At 44.0% G+C, this 14,572-nt stretch carries 13 protein-coding genes; 8 read left to right on the forward strand and 5 right to left on the reverse strand.

The features are described 5' to 3' along the window. The first annotated feature begins 94 nt into the window (after positions 1 to 94). The 3 genes from K7A41_RS09620 to K7A41_RS09630 are packed head-to-tail and all read left to right on the forward strand — an operon-like array spanning position 95 to position 1,991. Entirely contained in the window at positions 95 to 1,027 is a 933-nt protein-coding gene (locus K7A41_RS09620) for a ring-cleaving dioxygenase (protein ID WP_265713567.1), read from the forward strand. Positions 1,028 to 1,059: 32 nt separating this feature from the next. Then, complete coding sequence (locus K7A41_RS09625) at positions 1,060 to 1,359, forward strand: GNAT family N-acetyltransferase (protein ID WP_028068315.1); 300 nt, start codon at positions 1,060 to 1,062, stop codon at positions 1,357 to 1,359. A gap of 11 nt (positions 1,360 to 1,370) precedes the next feature. Next, entirely contained in the window at positions 1,371 to 1,991 is a 621-nt protein-coding gene (locus K7A41_RS09630; protein WP_037532086.1) for an alpha/beta hydrolase, read from the forward strand. 27 nt (positions 1,992 to 2,018) lie between these two features. Here the strand turns inward: K7A41_RS09630 and K7A41_RS09635 are convergent, their stop codons facing one another. Further along, complete coding sequence (locus K7A41_RS09635; protein WP_028068317.1) at positions 2,019 to 3,305, reverse strand: Gfo/Idh/MocA family protein; 1,287 nt, start codon at positions 3,303 to 3,305, stop codon at positions 2,019 to 2,021. 313 nt (positions 3,306 to 3,618) lie between these two features. On the opposite strand from K7A41_RS09635, the gene K7A41_RS09640 reads away from it, so the two are divergent. Continuing rightward, the gene (locus K7A41_RS09640; protein WP_028068318.1) at positions 3,619 to 3,810 is read left to right on the forward strand and encodes a cold-shock protein; all 192 of its coding nucleotides are present in this window, start codon (positions 3,619 to 3,621) and stop codon (positions 3,808 to 3,810) included. A gap of 191 nt (positions 3,811 to 4,001) precedes the next feature. Then, positions 4,002 to 5,129, forward strand: coding sequence for a DEAD/DEAH box helicase (locus tag K7A41_RS09645; RefSeq protein WP_265713568.1), 1,128 nt, complete (start codon positions 4,002 to 4,004; stop codon positions 5,127 to 5,129). 59 nt (positions 5,130 to 5,188) lie between these two features. Here the strand turns inward: K7A41_RS09645 and K7A41_RS09650 are convergent, their stop codons facing one another. From K7A41_RS09650 to K7A41_RS09660, 3 genes are all read right to left on the reverse strand, one after another. Continuing rightward, complete coding sequence (locus K7A41_RS09650) at positions 5,189 to 7,459, reverse strand: cation:proton antiporter (protein WP_265713569.1); 2,271 nt, start codon at positions 7,457 to 7,459, stop codon at positions 5,189 to 5,191. 171 nt (positions 7,460 to 7,630) lie between these two features. Continuing rightward, positions 7,631 to 8,356, reverse strand: coding sequence for a LytR/AlgR family response regulator transcription factor (locus K7A41_RS09655; RefSeq protein WP_028068321.1), 726 nt, complete (start codon positions 8,354 to 8,356; stop codon positions 7,631 to 7,633). Then, positions 8,346 to 9,083, reverse strand: a complete 738-nt coding sequence (locus tag K7A41_RS09660) for a histidine kinase (RefSeq protein ID WP_028068322.1) — start codon at positions 9,081 to 9,083, stop codon at positions 8,346 to 8,348. The genes K7A41_RS09655 and K7A41_RS09660 overlap by 11 nt, the downstream gene beginning before the upstream one ends. 298 nt (positions 9,084 to 9,381) lie before the next feature. Between K7A41_RS09660 and K7A41_RS09665 the strand changes: the two genes are divergently transcribed. Further along, entirely contained in the window at positions 9,382 to 9,600 is a 219-nt protein-coding gene (locus tag K7A41_RS09665; protein WP_028068323.1) for a hypothetical protein, read from the forward strand. A 78-nt stretch (positions 9,601 to 9,678) separates the two neighbouring features. Here K7A41_RS09665 and K7A41_RS09670 read toward each other — a convergent pair whose 3' ends face one another. Beyond that, positions 9,679 to 10,857: a thiolase family protein gene (locus K7A41_RS09670; protein ID WP_028068324.1), complete on the reverse strand. Its 1,179-nt coding sequence runs from the start codon at positions 10,855 to 10,857 to the stop codon at positions 9,679 to 9,681. Positions 10,858 to 11,229: 372 nt separating this feature from the next. On the opposite strand from K7A41_RS09670, the gene K7A41_RS09675 reads away from it, so the two are divergent. After that, positions 11,230 to 12,402, forward strand: coding sequence for an acyl-CoA dehydrogenase family protein (locus tag K7A41_RS09675; protein ID WP_265713570.1), 1,173 nt, complete (start codon positions 11,230 to 11,232; stop codon positions 12,400 to 12,402). A gap of 27 nt (positions 12,403 to 12,429) precedes the next feature. After that, the gene (locus K7A41_RS09680) at positions 12,430 to 14,556 is read left to right on the forward strand and encodes a 3-hydroxyacyl-CoA dehydrogenase NAD-binding domain-containing protein (RefSeq protein WP_265713571.1); all 2,127 of its coding nucleotides are present in this window, start codon (positions 12,430 to 12,432) and stop codon (positions 14,554 to 14,556) included. Positions 14,557 to 14,572: the final 16 nt, after the last annotated feature.

Genomic DNA, 14,572 nt, shown 5'->3' on the forward strand with positions numbered 1-14,572 from the left:
TAAGTTTTTTGTGTCGATGTCTTTATTGATCTAGTTCAATGGATTTACCGGCGGTCATCCGTAATTTTACATCAGATAAAAAAAATTAAAAGTTATGGACAATTCAATTTTAGGATTGCATCATATTACGGCCATCGCCGATAATGCAAAAAGAAATCTTGACTTCTACACCAAAGTCTTGGGTCTCCGTTTGGTAAAAAGGACTGTCAATTTTGATGACCCTGGAACGTACCATTTTTATTTCGGAAACGAAAAAGGTGAGCCTGGTACGATATTGACGTTCTTTCCTTGGGAGGGAATTGGGCGAGGTGTACAAGGGACTGGTATGGCGACACATATAGGTTATGCGGTGCCTCCGGGCAGTCTGCCGTTCTGGAAAGACCGTCTCGATACACACCGTGTGGCTTTTGTTGAAAATGAAATCTTCGGGGAGAAACTGATCGAATTTAAGGATCCGGATGGTTTGCAGTTGCAATTTATTGAGCCCAACATCGAAGACGACAGAAAGGCCTGGACCACAACTGATATTACGAGTCAGCAGGCGTTAAAAGGCTTCCACAATGTCACGTTATCGCTGAAACGTGCTGACCCTACCTTAAAGGTCCTGACAGACATTTTAGGCTATTCAGTAAGGGAACACGAAAATGAAAGATACCGGCTGAAGACCGATAGTATCACAACTGCCCATACTGTCGACATTGTTGAAAATCCAGATCTTTCATATGGCAGGAATGCCGGTGGAACCAATCACCACGTGGCTTTCCGCGTAAAAAATGACGATATCCTTATGGAATACCGTGAAAAAGTTCTTTCTGCAGGGTTGGATATTACACCTAAAATTAACCGCGATTACTTCTTTTCTCTTTATTTCCGTGAACCGGGGGGTGTATTGTTTGAACTCGCGACGGACAATCCCGGATTTACGGTGGATGAGCCGCTGGAAAGCTTGGGTACAGCGCTCAAACTACCAAAACAATACGAAAGCTACCGTGCACAGATTGAAGAGTCGTTACCAAACATTGATTAAATATTCATTAAACAAGAACAAATACACAAAATATGGAAAGCACAGAGATTGTACTGGATAAAAATCAGCGTGGCGAACTGCAATTATTTTCCGATGGAGCAAAAGCTGGTTTGATGAGCATAGCCCTTATCGACGGAAAACTCGTCGTTTATCATACTGAAGTAGACGAAGCATATGAAGGACGTGGATTTGCTAAAATACTATTGGAAAAACTCGTTTCTTATGCCCGCGAAAACAAGATAATGATCGTGCCCCTCTGCCCTTACGTTAATGCCCAATTTCATCGCCATCCCGACATCTATAAAGATGTATGGTTTAAGAAAACAATTTAGAAACAAATATTATGAGTCATTTGGTTAATATCATAACAGCTGGACAAGCTCTGGAAAAAGCAAAGAAAGTACTGATCATGGTTCATGGACGTGGTGGTACCGCGACGGAAATCTTGCATTTGTCTACTTATTTAAAAGTGGATGGTTACGCACTTTTAGCGCCGCAGGCAGCTAATTATACGTGGTATCCTTATTCATTTATGGCTGCCAGGGAACGCAACGAACCTTGGCTGACCTCGGCAATTCAGGTCCTTGCGGATACAGTACAGCAGGCTCAGGACAACGGAGTAAAAACAGAAAATATCTACTTTTTTGGTTTCTCGCAGGGTGCCTGCCTGATTCTTGAATATTTAGCACAGCATGCCAATCGTTATGGTGGAGCGGCTGCAATTATTGGAGGCCTGATCGGCGAGGAAATTGATACCAGCAAGTATCAGGGTGATTTCGGGCAGATGCCGCTGTTTATCGGTACAAGCGATCCTGATCCACATGTACCATTACAACGTGTCCAGGCCTCCGTTGCCATACTAAAAAATATGAATGCAAACGTGCAGCTGTCCATATATCCCAACTTTGAGCACTCAGTCAATCAGGACGAAATCGCTATCGCCAATACATTTGTCTTTGGATAGCTTCTGCCCTACATCCGTTCTCCATGGCTATATTTTAGGGTATTTGTAACCGTTATGGTATACTGCTGCCAAATATCTGTTTGCATTGGAGTCTGTAAAACGCTGCTTGCCCTGATCCCAGTAAAGCTTCTGTCCAGTCCGGAAAGCAATGTTGCCCATCTGCGAGAAAATCGCGATGTGTGCTCCTGCTTCGATCGGAGCATGTAATAATTGTGGGTTTCGTTGTCGAATAGCTTCTACGAAGTTTGCCATATGTCTTTCCAGCCCATTGTCAGATGCAGGTTGGAAAGGCAGTGCTTCCATGCGCCCCTTTTCTGGAATCACCTCCCAGCCGGATCGATTTAATACCAGTGTACCATTGTTGCCTATAAATGCAACACCATGATTACGGCCGTAGGGGCCCAGATCAATTCCTTTTGCATGCTCCCACTGGATATTAAAACCGTCAAATTCGTAGACTGCAGTCATGGTGTCGGGCGTTTCGCCGGCATCGTCAGGAAACGCAAACTTACCGCCCGATGCCATCACGGATTTTGGGTCTGACACTTTCATCCCCAGTAGCGCGTAATCCAGCATATGCACGCCCCAATCGGTCATCAATCCACCCGCATAATCCCAAAACCATCGAAAATTAAAGTGAAAGCGGTTGACATTAAACGGCTTCTTTACTGCCGGACCCAGCCAGTCCGCATAATGCACTCCACTAGGTACAGCTGTATCGGGTTGCACTGGAATGCTGTTTTTCCAGCCCAAATACGACCAGGCCTTGACCAACCGTATTTTACCCAACTTACCGGAATGCACAAAATCAATCGCATCTTTAAAATGCTGCTGGCTCCGCTGCCATTGTCCCACTTGCACAATGGCATTATTTTTCTTTGCCACCTGCACCATCACCTGACATTCCCGGACAGAATTGCCGATAGGCTTCTCCACATAGACATGCTTTCCCGCCTCAACAGCATCTACCATCTGCAGACAATGCCAGTGATCAGGCGTTGCAATAATAACTGCGTCTACATCCGAACTGGCCAGCAACTGTTTATAATCGAGGTAAGTGGCGACAACCATATTTCGTTCTTGTAACTCTCGGGCCCTTTTATTCAAGACGGTCTCATCTATATCACAAAGAGCCGTACATACAATATTATTTTGCTTCAACAGCGCATTCAGGTCAGACCATCCCATGCCATTGACACCAATGACCCCAACACGGATTGGCTGATCAGACAACTGAGACGCCCGGGTGCTGGAGAAGAATGATGCGGCTGCTAAAATACTGGAAGTACGGATAAAATCTTTTCTATTCATCATATACGGGTTTAAGTACACTTGGTTTTGCTGATGATGAAAATACAAAAATCAATTAAGGCATGCATACAATGATTGTAAAATATATATAGACATTATAAAAAGGTGTTTAGATAAGCGGTTACCCTCACTGTTACATGGCATACATGATTTACCAGGTGCCCCCCTCATGCATCAATAGAAATAGCCACTTAAAGGGCTTTGAACGACTATTATTGTTGACAAAACGTCATCATAAAAAAAACTTGACGATTTACGAAAAAAAAACACGATTACTCATTTATTATACCTACCTTGCGACACTTAATTAAAAATAATGAATACAGGTAAAATTAAATTTTTCAATGAAACTAAAGGTTTTGGTTTTATTACACCAGAAGACGGTAGTGCAGACGTTTTCGTACACGTTTCTGCGCTTAAGAACCAAGTAACTGAAGGTGACGTTGTTACTTATGATGTAGAAAGAACTCCAAAAGGAATCAACGCTACAAATGTAAAATTGGCGTAATCCAAAAAATACACTTTCTTGTTAATGGGGTAATTCTTACTGATTTATCCCATTTCTTTTACATATTCATCCCTTGTTATTTCCTGTTTGTTTGCTTCCATCACTGCATGATAGATTTCTGAACAGTTATGAACCGCTTCAACGAAAGTAAATCAAGGTGTATTTAAGCATAATTTCCCAGTTACATTTTAATGGAATTCAAACAACTTAATCTGATCTCCCCACTTTTAAAGGCAGTCGCCGAAACGGGATATACTACGCCGACTGCTATTCAGCAAAAGGCTATTCCGGTCATTTTGGACGGAAAAGATCTCATCGGATGCGCACAGACGGGCACTGGAAAGACAGCGGCTTTTGCGTTGCCCTTATTGCAACGCCTGGCCGAAAAGAAGACGGGCATTGGTAAACAAGTACCTATCAGAGCGCTTATCTTAACGCCGACACGTGAACTGGCAATACAGATTGGCGACAATATAAATCTATACCGTAAATACCTGAGTCTCCAATACTGTACCATCTTTGGCGGTGTGAATCAGGACAAACAGGTTAAAGAAATAAAAAGGGGGGTCGACATCCTTGTTGCTACTCCAGGCCGTTTATTGGACCTCATGAACCAAAAACTGGTTTTTATTGATAAGATTGAGCTGCTGATCCTTGACGAGGCCGACAACATGCTGGACATGGGCTTTATCCACGATATCAAAAAGATTCTCGCTAAAGTTCCCGAAAAACGCCAGACTTTATTTTTCTCTGCCACAATGCCTCCAAATATTCGCAAATTTGCACAGGGCATACTCCATAAACCGGTTGAAGTAGATGTGACACCAGTCAGCTCCACCGCAGAGAAGGTAAATCAATGTGTCTACTTCATCGAGAAAAAAGATAAAATCAAATTGCTGACCAGCCTTCTTAAACAGAAGAAACATGAACGCACAATTGTATTTTCCCGAACCAAACATGGGGCTGATAAAATCGTCAAGCTCTTGGCAAAAAATGGTCTTCGAGCTGCTGCCATTCACGGAAATAAATCGCAAAATGCCAGACAAAGGGCACTGGGCGAATTTAAGGAAAGTCGTATTAAAATACTGATTGCCACCGATATTGCGGCACGTGGCATTGATATAGAACAGTTACCGCTAGTCATCAACTACGACCTCCCCAATGTTCCCGAAACCTATGTGCACCGTATTGGCCGCACGGGCAGAGCGGGTATGGAAGGTCAGGCGATTTCTTTTTGTGATGTGGAAGAAAGAACTTACCTGAGCGATATTGAGAAATTAATCGGACTGAAGATAAAGGTGGACAAGATCTCAACATAGCCAATTCCTGTATCGTCGTCAGGTCGAAATATTCTATTTCGACCTGACGACGATAAACACTATTTTTTCCGGTCCGCCACCAACAGGGTCGACGGTGTAAGCGGTAGCCAATCTACCTTTTTATTGACTATTTTATGCCAGCAGGGCAAACTCATTAACATAAGATCCTGTTGTGCCCATAGTTCCGCCCCTAACTTTTTAACGTCCACTACCGTCAGATGATTGGGCACAAGCTGCTCGATCTGACGAAGTTTTTCTCTAAAGGCTTCTTGCTTGCGCAATAACTGCTCACAATCCCATACGATCACCTGCGCGTCCGAGTGATGAATTAGCCGCCGTATAATAGCGCACAAGAATTCATCGTCTTTCAACAAAACAGGAACAATGATGCGCTGAGCTTTCACAAAATTTTTATCGATCAGAATGCCCACCATAGCATTGACCCTCGCATTGATCTGCTGATTCCTGTCAAATGTTGAAAAAGGAGATTCAGCATTTGCTACCGTATGCAAAAGTTTTTCTGGATTAATGATACGTGACGTAAAGTCTAAAAAGCGCCCTAATAGGCTGCCCCCATAAATCGACTCGCTCACCCCCAATAAGAGTAGATCTTGCTCCCTCTCGTTGGAAGTCTGCACAATTTCACGATCAATATCACTGGATATCTTAAAAACTGTCCGTATAGGCTGTTCCAGATGCTGCGCAGTCCGTTTTATCTCACGGAAACTATCCTGCTCCTGAGTTTCGACTTCGTAATGTCGAAGCTCATTTGACGGTTCAATATGAAGAGCAGTGATTTCAGCAGTATGTTTGGATTTCGCGGTAAGCGCATTTGCTAGATAAAGGAGTGAGATGCCGGTATTGCTCTTCGCAAAAGAAAGCAATATTTTAAACTTGGATTTTGTCTGTATTTCCTGCTCCAGCGACCGCTTTTTTGGCCGAAATACATAATGGATCAGATCTAATGAAGGACCTGTCATAAATGTGGTTACCAGCGCCATCACCACCATCATCGAGAAAAGCTCAGCGCTCAGAACCCCAAGGTCATAACCGATGTTTAACACGATGAGCTCCATCAGTCCCCTGGTATTCATCAGCGCACCAATGCTCAGACTATCCTTCCAGTTCTGGCCTACAAATCGGGCTGCCAAGGCACTGCCTGCAAATTTTCCGATCACCGCCACCAGAATAATCAAGCTTGTAATCAACCACAAATCAGGATCATTCAATAGCCCGATCTGCGTACGCAGTCCGGTATAAACAAAAAACAACGGCAACAGCAATAAGGTAGAGACATCTTCAATTTTTTCAATAAACGCAGTCCTAAAACGGCTATTTTCAGGCATGATCGCTTCTGCCATAAAAGCACCGAACAATGCATGTATTCCGAGTATCTCCGTTGTATAAGCGGAAAACAACAGAACGATAAAGAATATCGCAACGACCGATTTGCTCAGTCCTTCCCGAGTGCCTTTTAACTCACCCACACGCATCAGAAATGGACGTACAATTTTAATCATTAACAGGACATAACCTATGGACAACCCAATGGTATACAATGCGCTGGCGAAATTTCCGGCCTTTACAATTGCAATGACGACCGCCAAAATACACCAGGCGGTAATATCGTCAGCAGCGGCACAGGTGATCACCATAGCCCCAAGCTTACTTTTCTGCAATCCCCGCTCCTGTACTATCCTTGCAAGAACCGGGAAGGCCGTTATACTCATCGAAATACCAATAAACAAGCTGTATGACAGAAACTCCACATTAGCTGGAGCGTGATGCTGATAAAGAAAATAAGCGAGTGAAATGCCTAAAGTGAAGGGAATAACAATGCTCGCATGGGATATCACTACAGCATCGTGAGCCTTATTTCTGAGCACATTTAGATCGAGTTCCATACCGATAATGAACATAAAGAGAATCAACCCGATCTGACTCAGAAATTGAAGATTGTTGAGTGACACTGCAGGGAAGAGCGTTTGCGACAACTCTGGGAAATATAGACCCAACAAAGAGGGACCAAGAATAATTCCGGCAAGCATTTCTCCTATGACGACAGGCTGTTTGATTTTGATACATATCCAGCCCATAATGCGAGCTGCTATGATTATTGTTACAATCTGTGCCAACAGGATAGCCAAAGGATGGCCAAAGCTGTGGATCAGCGTCAACTTAAAATCTTCCCAGGCACCATGGCTCAGCTTTGTTCCGACGGGCATTTCCTGATGCTGCAATCGTACTCCCAAGTGGACGACCCAATACATGACAGTTAGCAAGGAGCCAATTAACGCCACATAAAAAATCGTATTTCTGTGTTTCTTCATCTTCGTCACAGTTCAATAAATACTGAATTAACTCTTTTTGCAGCTACCGTAAGACGATCTGTCATACCGCAGATCCAATAGCTATAGCAAAAATATGATTCTGCATGCGCTTTAAAACCTGCTTGCCATCGTGGAAACTAAAATATGTAATGAACTAAGGTAATTTTGTAATCAAACAATTTTTTTGAGGAAAGATCTCTTATAAGAATCCCCTAAACTAAAGACAATCGCATTATCTTCTGCATCAGGTAAACTGCTGATTATTTCATCTCCTGCAATGAATTTCACGATTCTTAACGCAACAATCTCCTTCTTATTAATACGGCAAAAATCCTGTGGTGGCAAAAAGGCAAGTAATTTATCAAAACTGATATTCTTGAGCAGAACAGTAGAGCCGTCGCGAAGGAAAACACTCTTATCGCGACTGTCCACATCCGCAATCCGTATGTAATCGATCTGATCAAAGTGGAGGATTGCTTTGCCCTTATTGGTATTGAACTGAGCAAAAGACGGCAGTTGAGGCTGTTGTAAACTCATCGCCCGTCTGACTTTTCTGATAGCCTGTTCGAGACGTTGCAATGATATGGGTTTGCGGATGTAGTCCACCGCGTTGATGTCAAAAGCTTCACTTGCATATTCCTTGTAAGCCGTGGAAAAGACAATTGGATAACCGGTCAGGATCTTAGCGACATCAAAGCCGTTCAAATCTGGCATTTCAATGTCCAAAATGCAAAAATCAAAATCCAAATACTTAAACTCCTTTAACAGGACGGCGGGATCATTAAAGGCTCTGACAACTTCCAGTCCCCGAATCTGCTCACATAACATCCTCAAAAATCGCAGGCTTGGAATCTCATCATCCAATAGTATACATTTCAGTTTTCTTTCAGTCTTCATATAATCTGATCTGGAGATACGCATTGTACATGTCATTTTCTGTAAAACGCCGTAGTATATGTCTGTTGGGATAATATAACATCAGCCGTTCTTCGAGCGTCTTGCTCCCTATTCCGCTTCTCGTTTTATTTAAGGGCGACCGTTTCGAAATTTTATTAGTGACTGTCAGTTCCAGCACGCCATGACGAAAGATGAATGTAATCGAAATAAAAGAATCCGGATGGTGGAAATCAGCATGTTTAAACGCATTTTCGATTAGGTCAACGGTTATCAGGGGAACCAGCGAAGGCCTTTCCAACATTTCGAGGTCTGTTTCGTCGATGTCAAATTTGACACGTATATCAAATAAAGGACTCAGCTTCACCTTGTTGACTTCTATCAAATTACGCACAAATTCAATATCTGCTTTTGGCGACACCAGTTCCATCTCGCTCTCATAAAGAACGTAATCCAACAGCATGGCGAGCTTGTCCATCGTGTAATAAGTTTGATAAGCGTGTGACAGAATACCGTTTAATGAATTTTTTAACAGATGTGGATTAAGTCTGTTGCGGTGCATTCGCTTCATTTGTTCGTTGTCCATCCGTTGGAAAATTTCCCGTTGTCTACGTTGCTCCAGCTCCAGCTTTTTGTACCTGAACCTAAGCTTAACATACAAAATCCATGGTACAGCAGCAGCCGGAACGAGCAATACCACAATTACATCGATAATTTCAGTCTTCATCATCCATTCAAACTTAACTAAAATTTTGTTAGCAGCGAAGGCCTCCTCGACAGCCAGCTGCTAAGAGCAGCGCAACCACAGCCTCTTCAGATCCGCGGTAGAACATTTAGATTAACGTGCACAAAATTTACAGCAATTAATTACAAAAATTAACAGTTTCATTACATTTTAATCATTTTAAACTATTAATTTCAAATAATTCTCCTTATATTGAGACTATTGTAATTAGCCGATCAATGATTGTCTGCGCTATTTTGGTTAAACCTGCCTGATTTTCAAATTGGGCCTAATACGAAACACAATGGAAAAGCTCATTTTCGAAACTAATGCACAACACCCCAGCCTCGTTGATAAGATCAAACAAGCTGTTGAGAAATTAAACGGTATTCATGACTGGAAAATAGACCTGGATTCAATTTACAATCTATTAACTATTGAGGGAATCCGGCTGAATCCGACCGAAATCGAGTCCGAACTCGCTCTTCACGGTGTAGAAGCCAGCCGTCTGTATGAAGAATAAATAGGCTGATTTTATTCATGGCCGCGCAAGTATCGAGGGTTTCGTCCAGTTAAACCGATTGTTTACCTGGACGAAGTACTATGCTTTTTTTATGATCATTGCGGAACCTCCACCACCACCATTGCAGATTGCAGCTAACCCCACTTTCCCGCCCTCCTGCTGCAGGATACTGGTCAGGGTCACCAGAATCCGGGCTCCCGAGCAGCCAAGCGGATGCCCAAGCGAAACCGCTCCCCCATAGATATTCACTTTATTTAACGCAATATCCAAAATTTGGGCATTTGCCAGTGCCACAACAGAAAAAGCCTCATTAAACTCAAAATAATCGACGTCCGCTAGTGTTAAACCCGCCTTTTTCAGAACTTTATCTGTTACCAGACTCGGTGTGGTAGTAAACCATTCAGGTGCCTGCTCCGCATCTGCATAAGCAATAATCTCTGCTAAAGGACTCAGCCGCAGTTCATTCATCCTTTCTTCACTCATCAACAATACAACGGCCGCTCCGTCGCTCAATGTGGAAGCATTAGCTGCAGTTACCGTCCCGTCTTTTTTAAACGCCGGTTTCAACTGCGGGATTTTATCAAAATTTACCTGTGAAAATTCCTCATCTCTGGAGACCACCTGTTCTCCTTTTCTTCCTTGGACAATTATCGGAGTGACTTCATTCGCAAATTTGCCTTTCTGCCAAGCTTCCAGACTCCGCTTATAGGAATTGATTGCATAGGCATCTTGCTGTTCGCGGCCGATGCCATATGTCTCGGCACACAACTCCGCAAAACTGCCCATGGGCTCGTTTGAATAGGCATCACTTAAGCCGTCCCGCTGTAAACCGTCTACTAGCGTCTGATCACCTAATTTTACGCCCCAACGCATGGCTCCCGAATAAAAGGGTGCTCTGCTCATACTCTCCATACCGCCCGCAACCACGACCTCCGCATCGCCCAGCAAAATGGATTGCGCGCCGAAAGCAATAGCTTTCATACCGCTTGCACAGACCTTATTGACCGTAGTTGCCGCTACCCCATCAGGCAAACCAGCAAGCTTGGCGACCTGTCTGGCAGGGGCTTGACCCAAATCCGCCTGCAACACATTGCCAATCAATATTTCATCGATTTGGCCGGCTACAACCTCAACTTGATTCAGCAGGGCACGAACCGCATGCGCACAGAGCATAGGCGCCGTCAGTGAAGATAGTCCACCTCCAAAACTTCCGATTGGTGTGCGCTTTGCCGCGACAATAAATACTTTTTTTGACATCACATATAGTTTATAAAGGTTCTTTGATATGTCGGCCTGCGCCGACAGTCGTTCCAAATCCCAAGGAGTATACTTCCGTCGAATTCTTATTTAAAGATAGAAAATATAATGTACGCTAACGAACACTCTGCGACTATTCTTTGACACAAAACAGAATAAATAGAAAAAAAACAATGGAATAACTTCCATAGATGATCTATATGATGAAAAATAAACAATAATAATTTGCTGGAAAATGAGACCTTTTCAGTAAATTAGATCAGCATTTCACAGCAGTCTCCACCTAAGGGTCATCCAGCGTAGGACAGCAGAAATGAAGCTTCCATGGATTTTCATTCCACTGAAAAAATAACCAATGTAAAATAAATTATTATGCACGCAAGAAAACTGTCCGCTGAACATCAAATTTTCCGCGAAACGCTCCGGGCATTTATTCAAAAGGAAATTCTTCCGCACATTGATGACTGGGAAAAAAGAGGTGAAATCGATCGACGTATCTGGAAAAGAATGGGCGATATGGGGTTTATGGGACTCAACTATCCAGAACAATACGGTGGTCTGGCTTTGGATTTTTATTATTCGATGATTTTATGCGAGGAATTATCCCATTGTTTCTCTGGGGGATTCACGATAGCGGCTTTGGTAATCCAATACATGTCTGCACCTTATCTGTTAAAATATGCAACCGAGGAATTAAAAGAACGTTATCTCAGGCCTGTCATTGCAGGAGAGATGGTCAGTGCTGTCGCGATTACGGAGCCGGGGGCGGGCTCCGATGTAAAAAATATCAAGACTACTGCTGTTCGAACGGGAGATTACTATATTGTCAATGGATCCAAAACTTTCATTACCAACGGGTATTATGGTGATTTTTTTATTACGGCTGTCAAAACCGCCCCTGATAAAGGAACGAAGGGCATCAGTTTACTGCTCATCGACAGGCATACGCAAGGGATATCGGCAAATAAGATCAATAAATTGGGCTGGCATGCCTCTGATACTGCCGAATTGGCCTTCGATCAGGTTAAGGTACCAGCGAGCAATTTAATTGGTGCGGAAGGTGAAGGATTCCGCTATCTAATGGACGGTTTACAGTTGGAACGCCTCACCGCTGCTATTCATAGCGTTGCAACAGCCGAATCGGCCTTACAGTACACGCTGGAATATCTGCAGCAACGCGAGGCCTTCGGGAAAAAAATTGCAGAATTTCAGGCTGTCCGCCATCGCATTGCCCAAATCACCGCTGATATCGCGACGACGAAGGCATTTGTTTACCACTGTTGTGACCTTCAGTACGAGGGAACATATGCAGTCCGGGAGTGCTCCATTGCCAAGCTCCAGGCCAGCGAGCTCGCTGGCCAGGCAGTCGGCCAATGTCTACAACTTTTTGGCGGTTATGGGTTCACTGAAGACTATAAAATCGCTCGTCTGTACCGGGATGTACGCGTGGGGACCATAATCGGCGGGACCTCTGAAATTATGCTGGAGATTATTGCAAAGATGTCCATTGACCATATCAACTATCAATCCCAAAAACCTGCGTAAAGCCAATTATCCACAACAAAGAAATAGATGATGATGCAAAAAAAAGAAAACCCCGACCCATCGCCGCTGTTTGACATACAACGGGACAGCGATGGAATTGTTTTCATACAGCCGCTGATCGAAATCCCCAGTGCCCGACCGGGCATACAGGTTACACTTGAGCACTTCGTCGTATTAATGACTAAGCTGCTCCAAGAACAAGAAACCACCGCGTTGGTGTATACCTCACCATTGAACGCCGATCAGGGAAACTATACGTCCCTGTTTAATCAGGTTTACGAAGGCATGTTCGACTCCAGCAACATGTACCACATGATGCTGGAGGTAATAAAATGGAAATCATTCAACAAGCCTATTGTATCGATACTTGACCGCTCCTGCACAGGCGTCAGGCTAGCGCCAATGTTATGGTCTGATTATCGAATTGCTATACAAGGGATCAGCTTGGGCTTTCCAGAAAGTAAATTTGGCGCCTTTACCGGCTTAGGAACAACCGTGCTCCTGCCTCAGATCATTGGCTACACTCAAACGTTGCAGCTATTAACACAGGGGAATTCAATCGGGAGTACAGATGGTCACAATTTAGCTTTGATCGATCATGTAGCAACTGATTTTGATGGCGGTATAGCGACGGCAAAACGCTGGATATTGAGCAAAAATAGAGCTACCGATCCGGCATTCCGCTCCTCTTCGGCGGACATGGAAAATACGGTGGCGGCGATTCAAAAAAAAACACGGGGGCTGCTTCCCGGTACCAATGCGGTCATCCAGTTGTTGCAATCAGCAGTATCTCGTCCGCTGGACGAAGTGCTGCAGGCTGAGGCTACAGTATATCTAGCTGTTCTGAAGACACCCGAAGTGCTGCACATGGTGCGCACCCTTGATCATGGTATACATCGCACACAACATCCTGACTGGCTAGGATGTACCTCAGATAATACGATCAGACAGATAGGCATTCTCGGCGCTGGCATGATGGGATCAGGTATCGCCTACGAGGCAGCTAAGGCCGGTTTAAATGTGATTTTGAAAGATGTCACCCTACTACGGGCCCAGCAGGGCAAAGCGTATTCAGCTCAGATTTGTGAAAAATTGCTGGCACAGGGCAATATGGACAGCGAGCAGCAACAGGCACTGCTGTCTAGGATTACGGCTACCGAGCATATCCACGATCTTTCAGGATCTGATCTCATTATTGAAGCCGTATTTGAAGATGCAACATTAAAAGCAGAGGTGACAAAACAAAGTTTTTCCTACCTCACCAAAAATGGTGTGTTTGCCTCCAATACAACGTCTCTTCCTATTAGCAACCTAGCCACAGCAACTCCTCATCCCGAGCGCTTTATCGGCATGCATTTTTTCTCGCCGGTAGATCGCATGCCCTTAGTTGAGATTATCCGCGGCCAACAAACAGATCAAAACACATTACAACAGGCCGTATTGGTCGCATTAAAACTGGGCAAAATTCCGATAGTCGTACATGATGGCCCTGCATTTTTTACTTCCCGCATCTTTTTCAACTACCTTCTGGAAGCCATCACCATGTTACTGGAAGGCATACCGGCCCAGCAGATCGAGACCGAAGCATTGACTGCCGGATTCGCTGTGGGACCGCTCGCGGTGCTGGACGAAATTTCATTGGAACTTATGCTGCATGTGTATGATCAGTTGCCCACCCTTCACGCCAGTCAGCACAGAGCCTATGCTTATCTCGCCAATATGATCAAAAATCAGCGAAAAGGTCGCAAATCGGGACACGGATTCTATGACTACGACAGCACTACGCGAACTAAAACAATTTGGCAGGACCCAACTTTGTCCATGTCCATTGATAGTGCCGCCCCCACATTAATACGAAAAAGACTACTTCATGTCATGGCTTTGGATAGCTATCGTTGTTTAGAGGAGGGTATATTGGATCAGCCCATTGACGGCGATATCGGTTCTATTCTTGGTGTAGGCTATCCTGCTTACACAGGCGGCGTATTTGGTCATATCGATCTTACCGGTTTACCGCTTTTTGTTCAGGAGTGCACATCATTCTTTCACTTCGGTGAACAATGGGAACTGCCCCCATCGTTAAAGACACTGGCCTGCAAGGACTTTAAATTTTATACAGGTTTTAGATCCAACTGGCAAAAAAGGGAAGAATAGGATGAATAGCGATAAG

The organism is Sphingobacterium sp. InxBP1 (assembly GCF_026191775.1).
In the GTDB taxonomy this organism is placed as follows: domain Bacteria; phylum Bacteroidota; class Bacteroidia; order Sphingobacteriales; family Sphingobacteriaceae; genus Sphingobacterium; species Sphingobacterium thalpophilum.

Excerpts from the sequence above, each read along its gene's own strand:
- K7A41_RS09620 (WP_265713567.1), top strand. The coding sequence starts at position 95 with ATGGACAATTCAATTTTAGGATTGCATCATATTACGGCCATCGCCGAT.
- K7A41_RS09625 (WP_028068315.1), top strand. The coding sequence starts at position 1,060 with ATGGAAAGCACAGAGATTGTACTGGATAAAAATCAGCGTGGCGAACTG.
- K7A41_RS09630 (WP_037532086.1), top strand. The coding sequence starts at position 1,371 with ATGAGTCATTTGGTTAATATCATAACAGCTGGACAAGCTCTGGAAAAA.
- K7A41_RS09635 (WP_028068317.1), bottom strand. The coding sequence starts at position 3,305 with ATGATGAATAGAAAAGATTTTATCCGTACTTCCAGTATTTTAGCAGCC.
- K7A41_RS09640 (WP_028068318.1), top strand. The coding sequence starts at position 3,619 with ATGAATACAGGTAAAATTAAATTTTTCAATGAAACTAAAGGTTTTGGT.
- K7A41_RS09645 (WP_265713568.1), top strand. The coding sequence starts at position 4,002 with ATGGAATTCAAACAACTTAATCTGATCTCCCCACTTTTAAAGGCAGTC.
- K7A41_RS09650 (WP_265713569.1), bottom strand. The coding sequence starts at position 7,459 with ATGAAGAAACACAGAAATACGATTTTTTATGTGGCGTTAATTGGCTCC.
- K7A41_RS09655 (WP_028068321.1), bottom strand. The coding sequence starts at position 8,356 with ATGAAGACTGAAAGAAAACTGAAATGTATACTATTGGATGATGAGATT.
- K7A41_RS09660 (WP_028068322.1), bottom strand. The coding sequence starts at position 9,083 with ATGATGAAGACTGAAATTATCGATGTAATTGTGGTATTGCTCGTTCCG.
- K7A41_RS09665 (WP_028068323.1), top strand. The coding sequence starts at position 9,382 with ATGGAAAAGCTCATTTTCGAAACTAATGCACAACACCCCAGCCTCGTT.
- K7A41_RS09670 (WP_028068324.1), bottom strand. The coding sequence starts at position 10,857 with ATGTCAAAAAAAGTATTTATTGTCGCGGCAAAGCGCACACCAATCGGA.
- K7A41_RS09675 (WP_265713570.1), top strand. The coding sequence starts at position 11,230 with ATGCACGCAAGAAAACTGTCCGCTGAACATCAAATTTTCCGCGAAACG.
- K7A41_RS09680 (WP_265713571.1), top strand. The coding sequence starts at position 12,430 with ATGATGATGCAAAAAAAAGAAAACCCCGACCCATCGCCGCTGTTTGAC.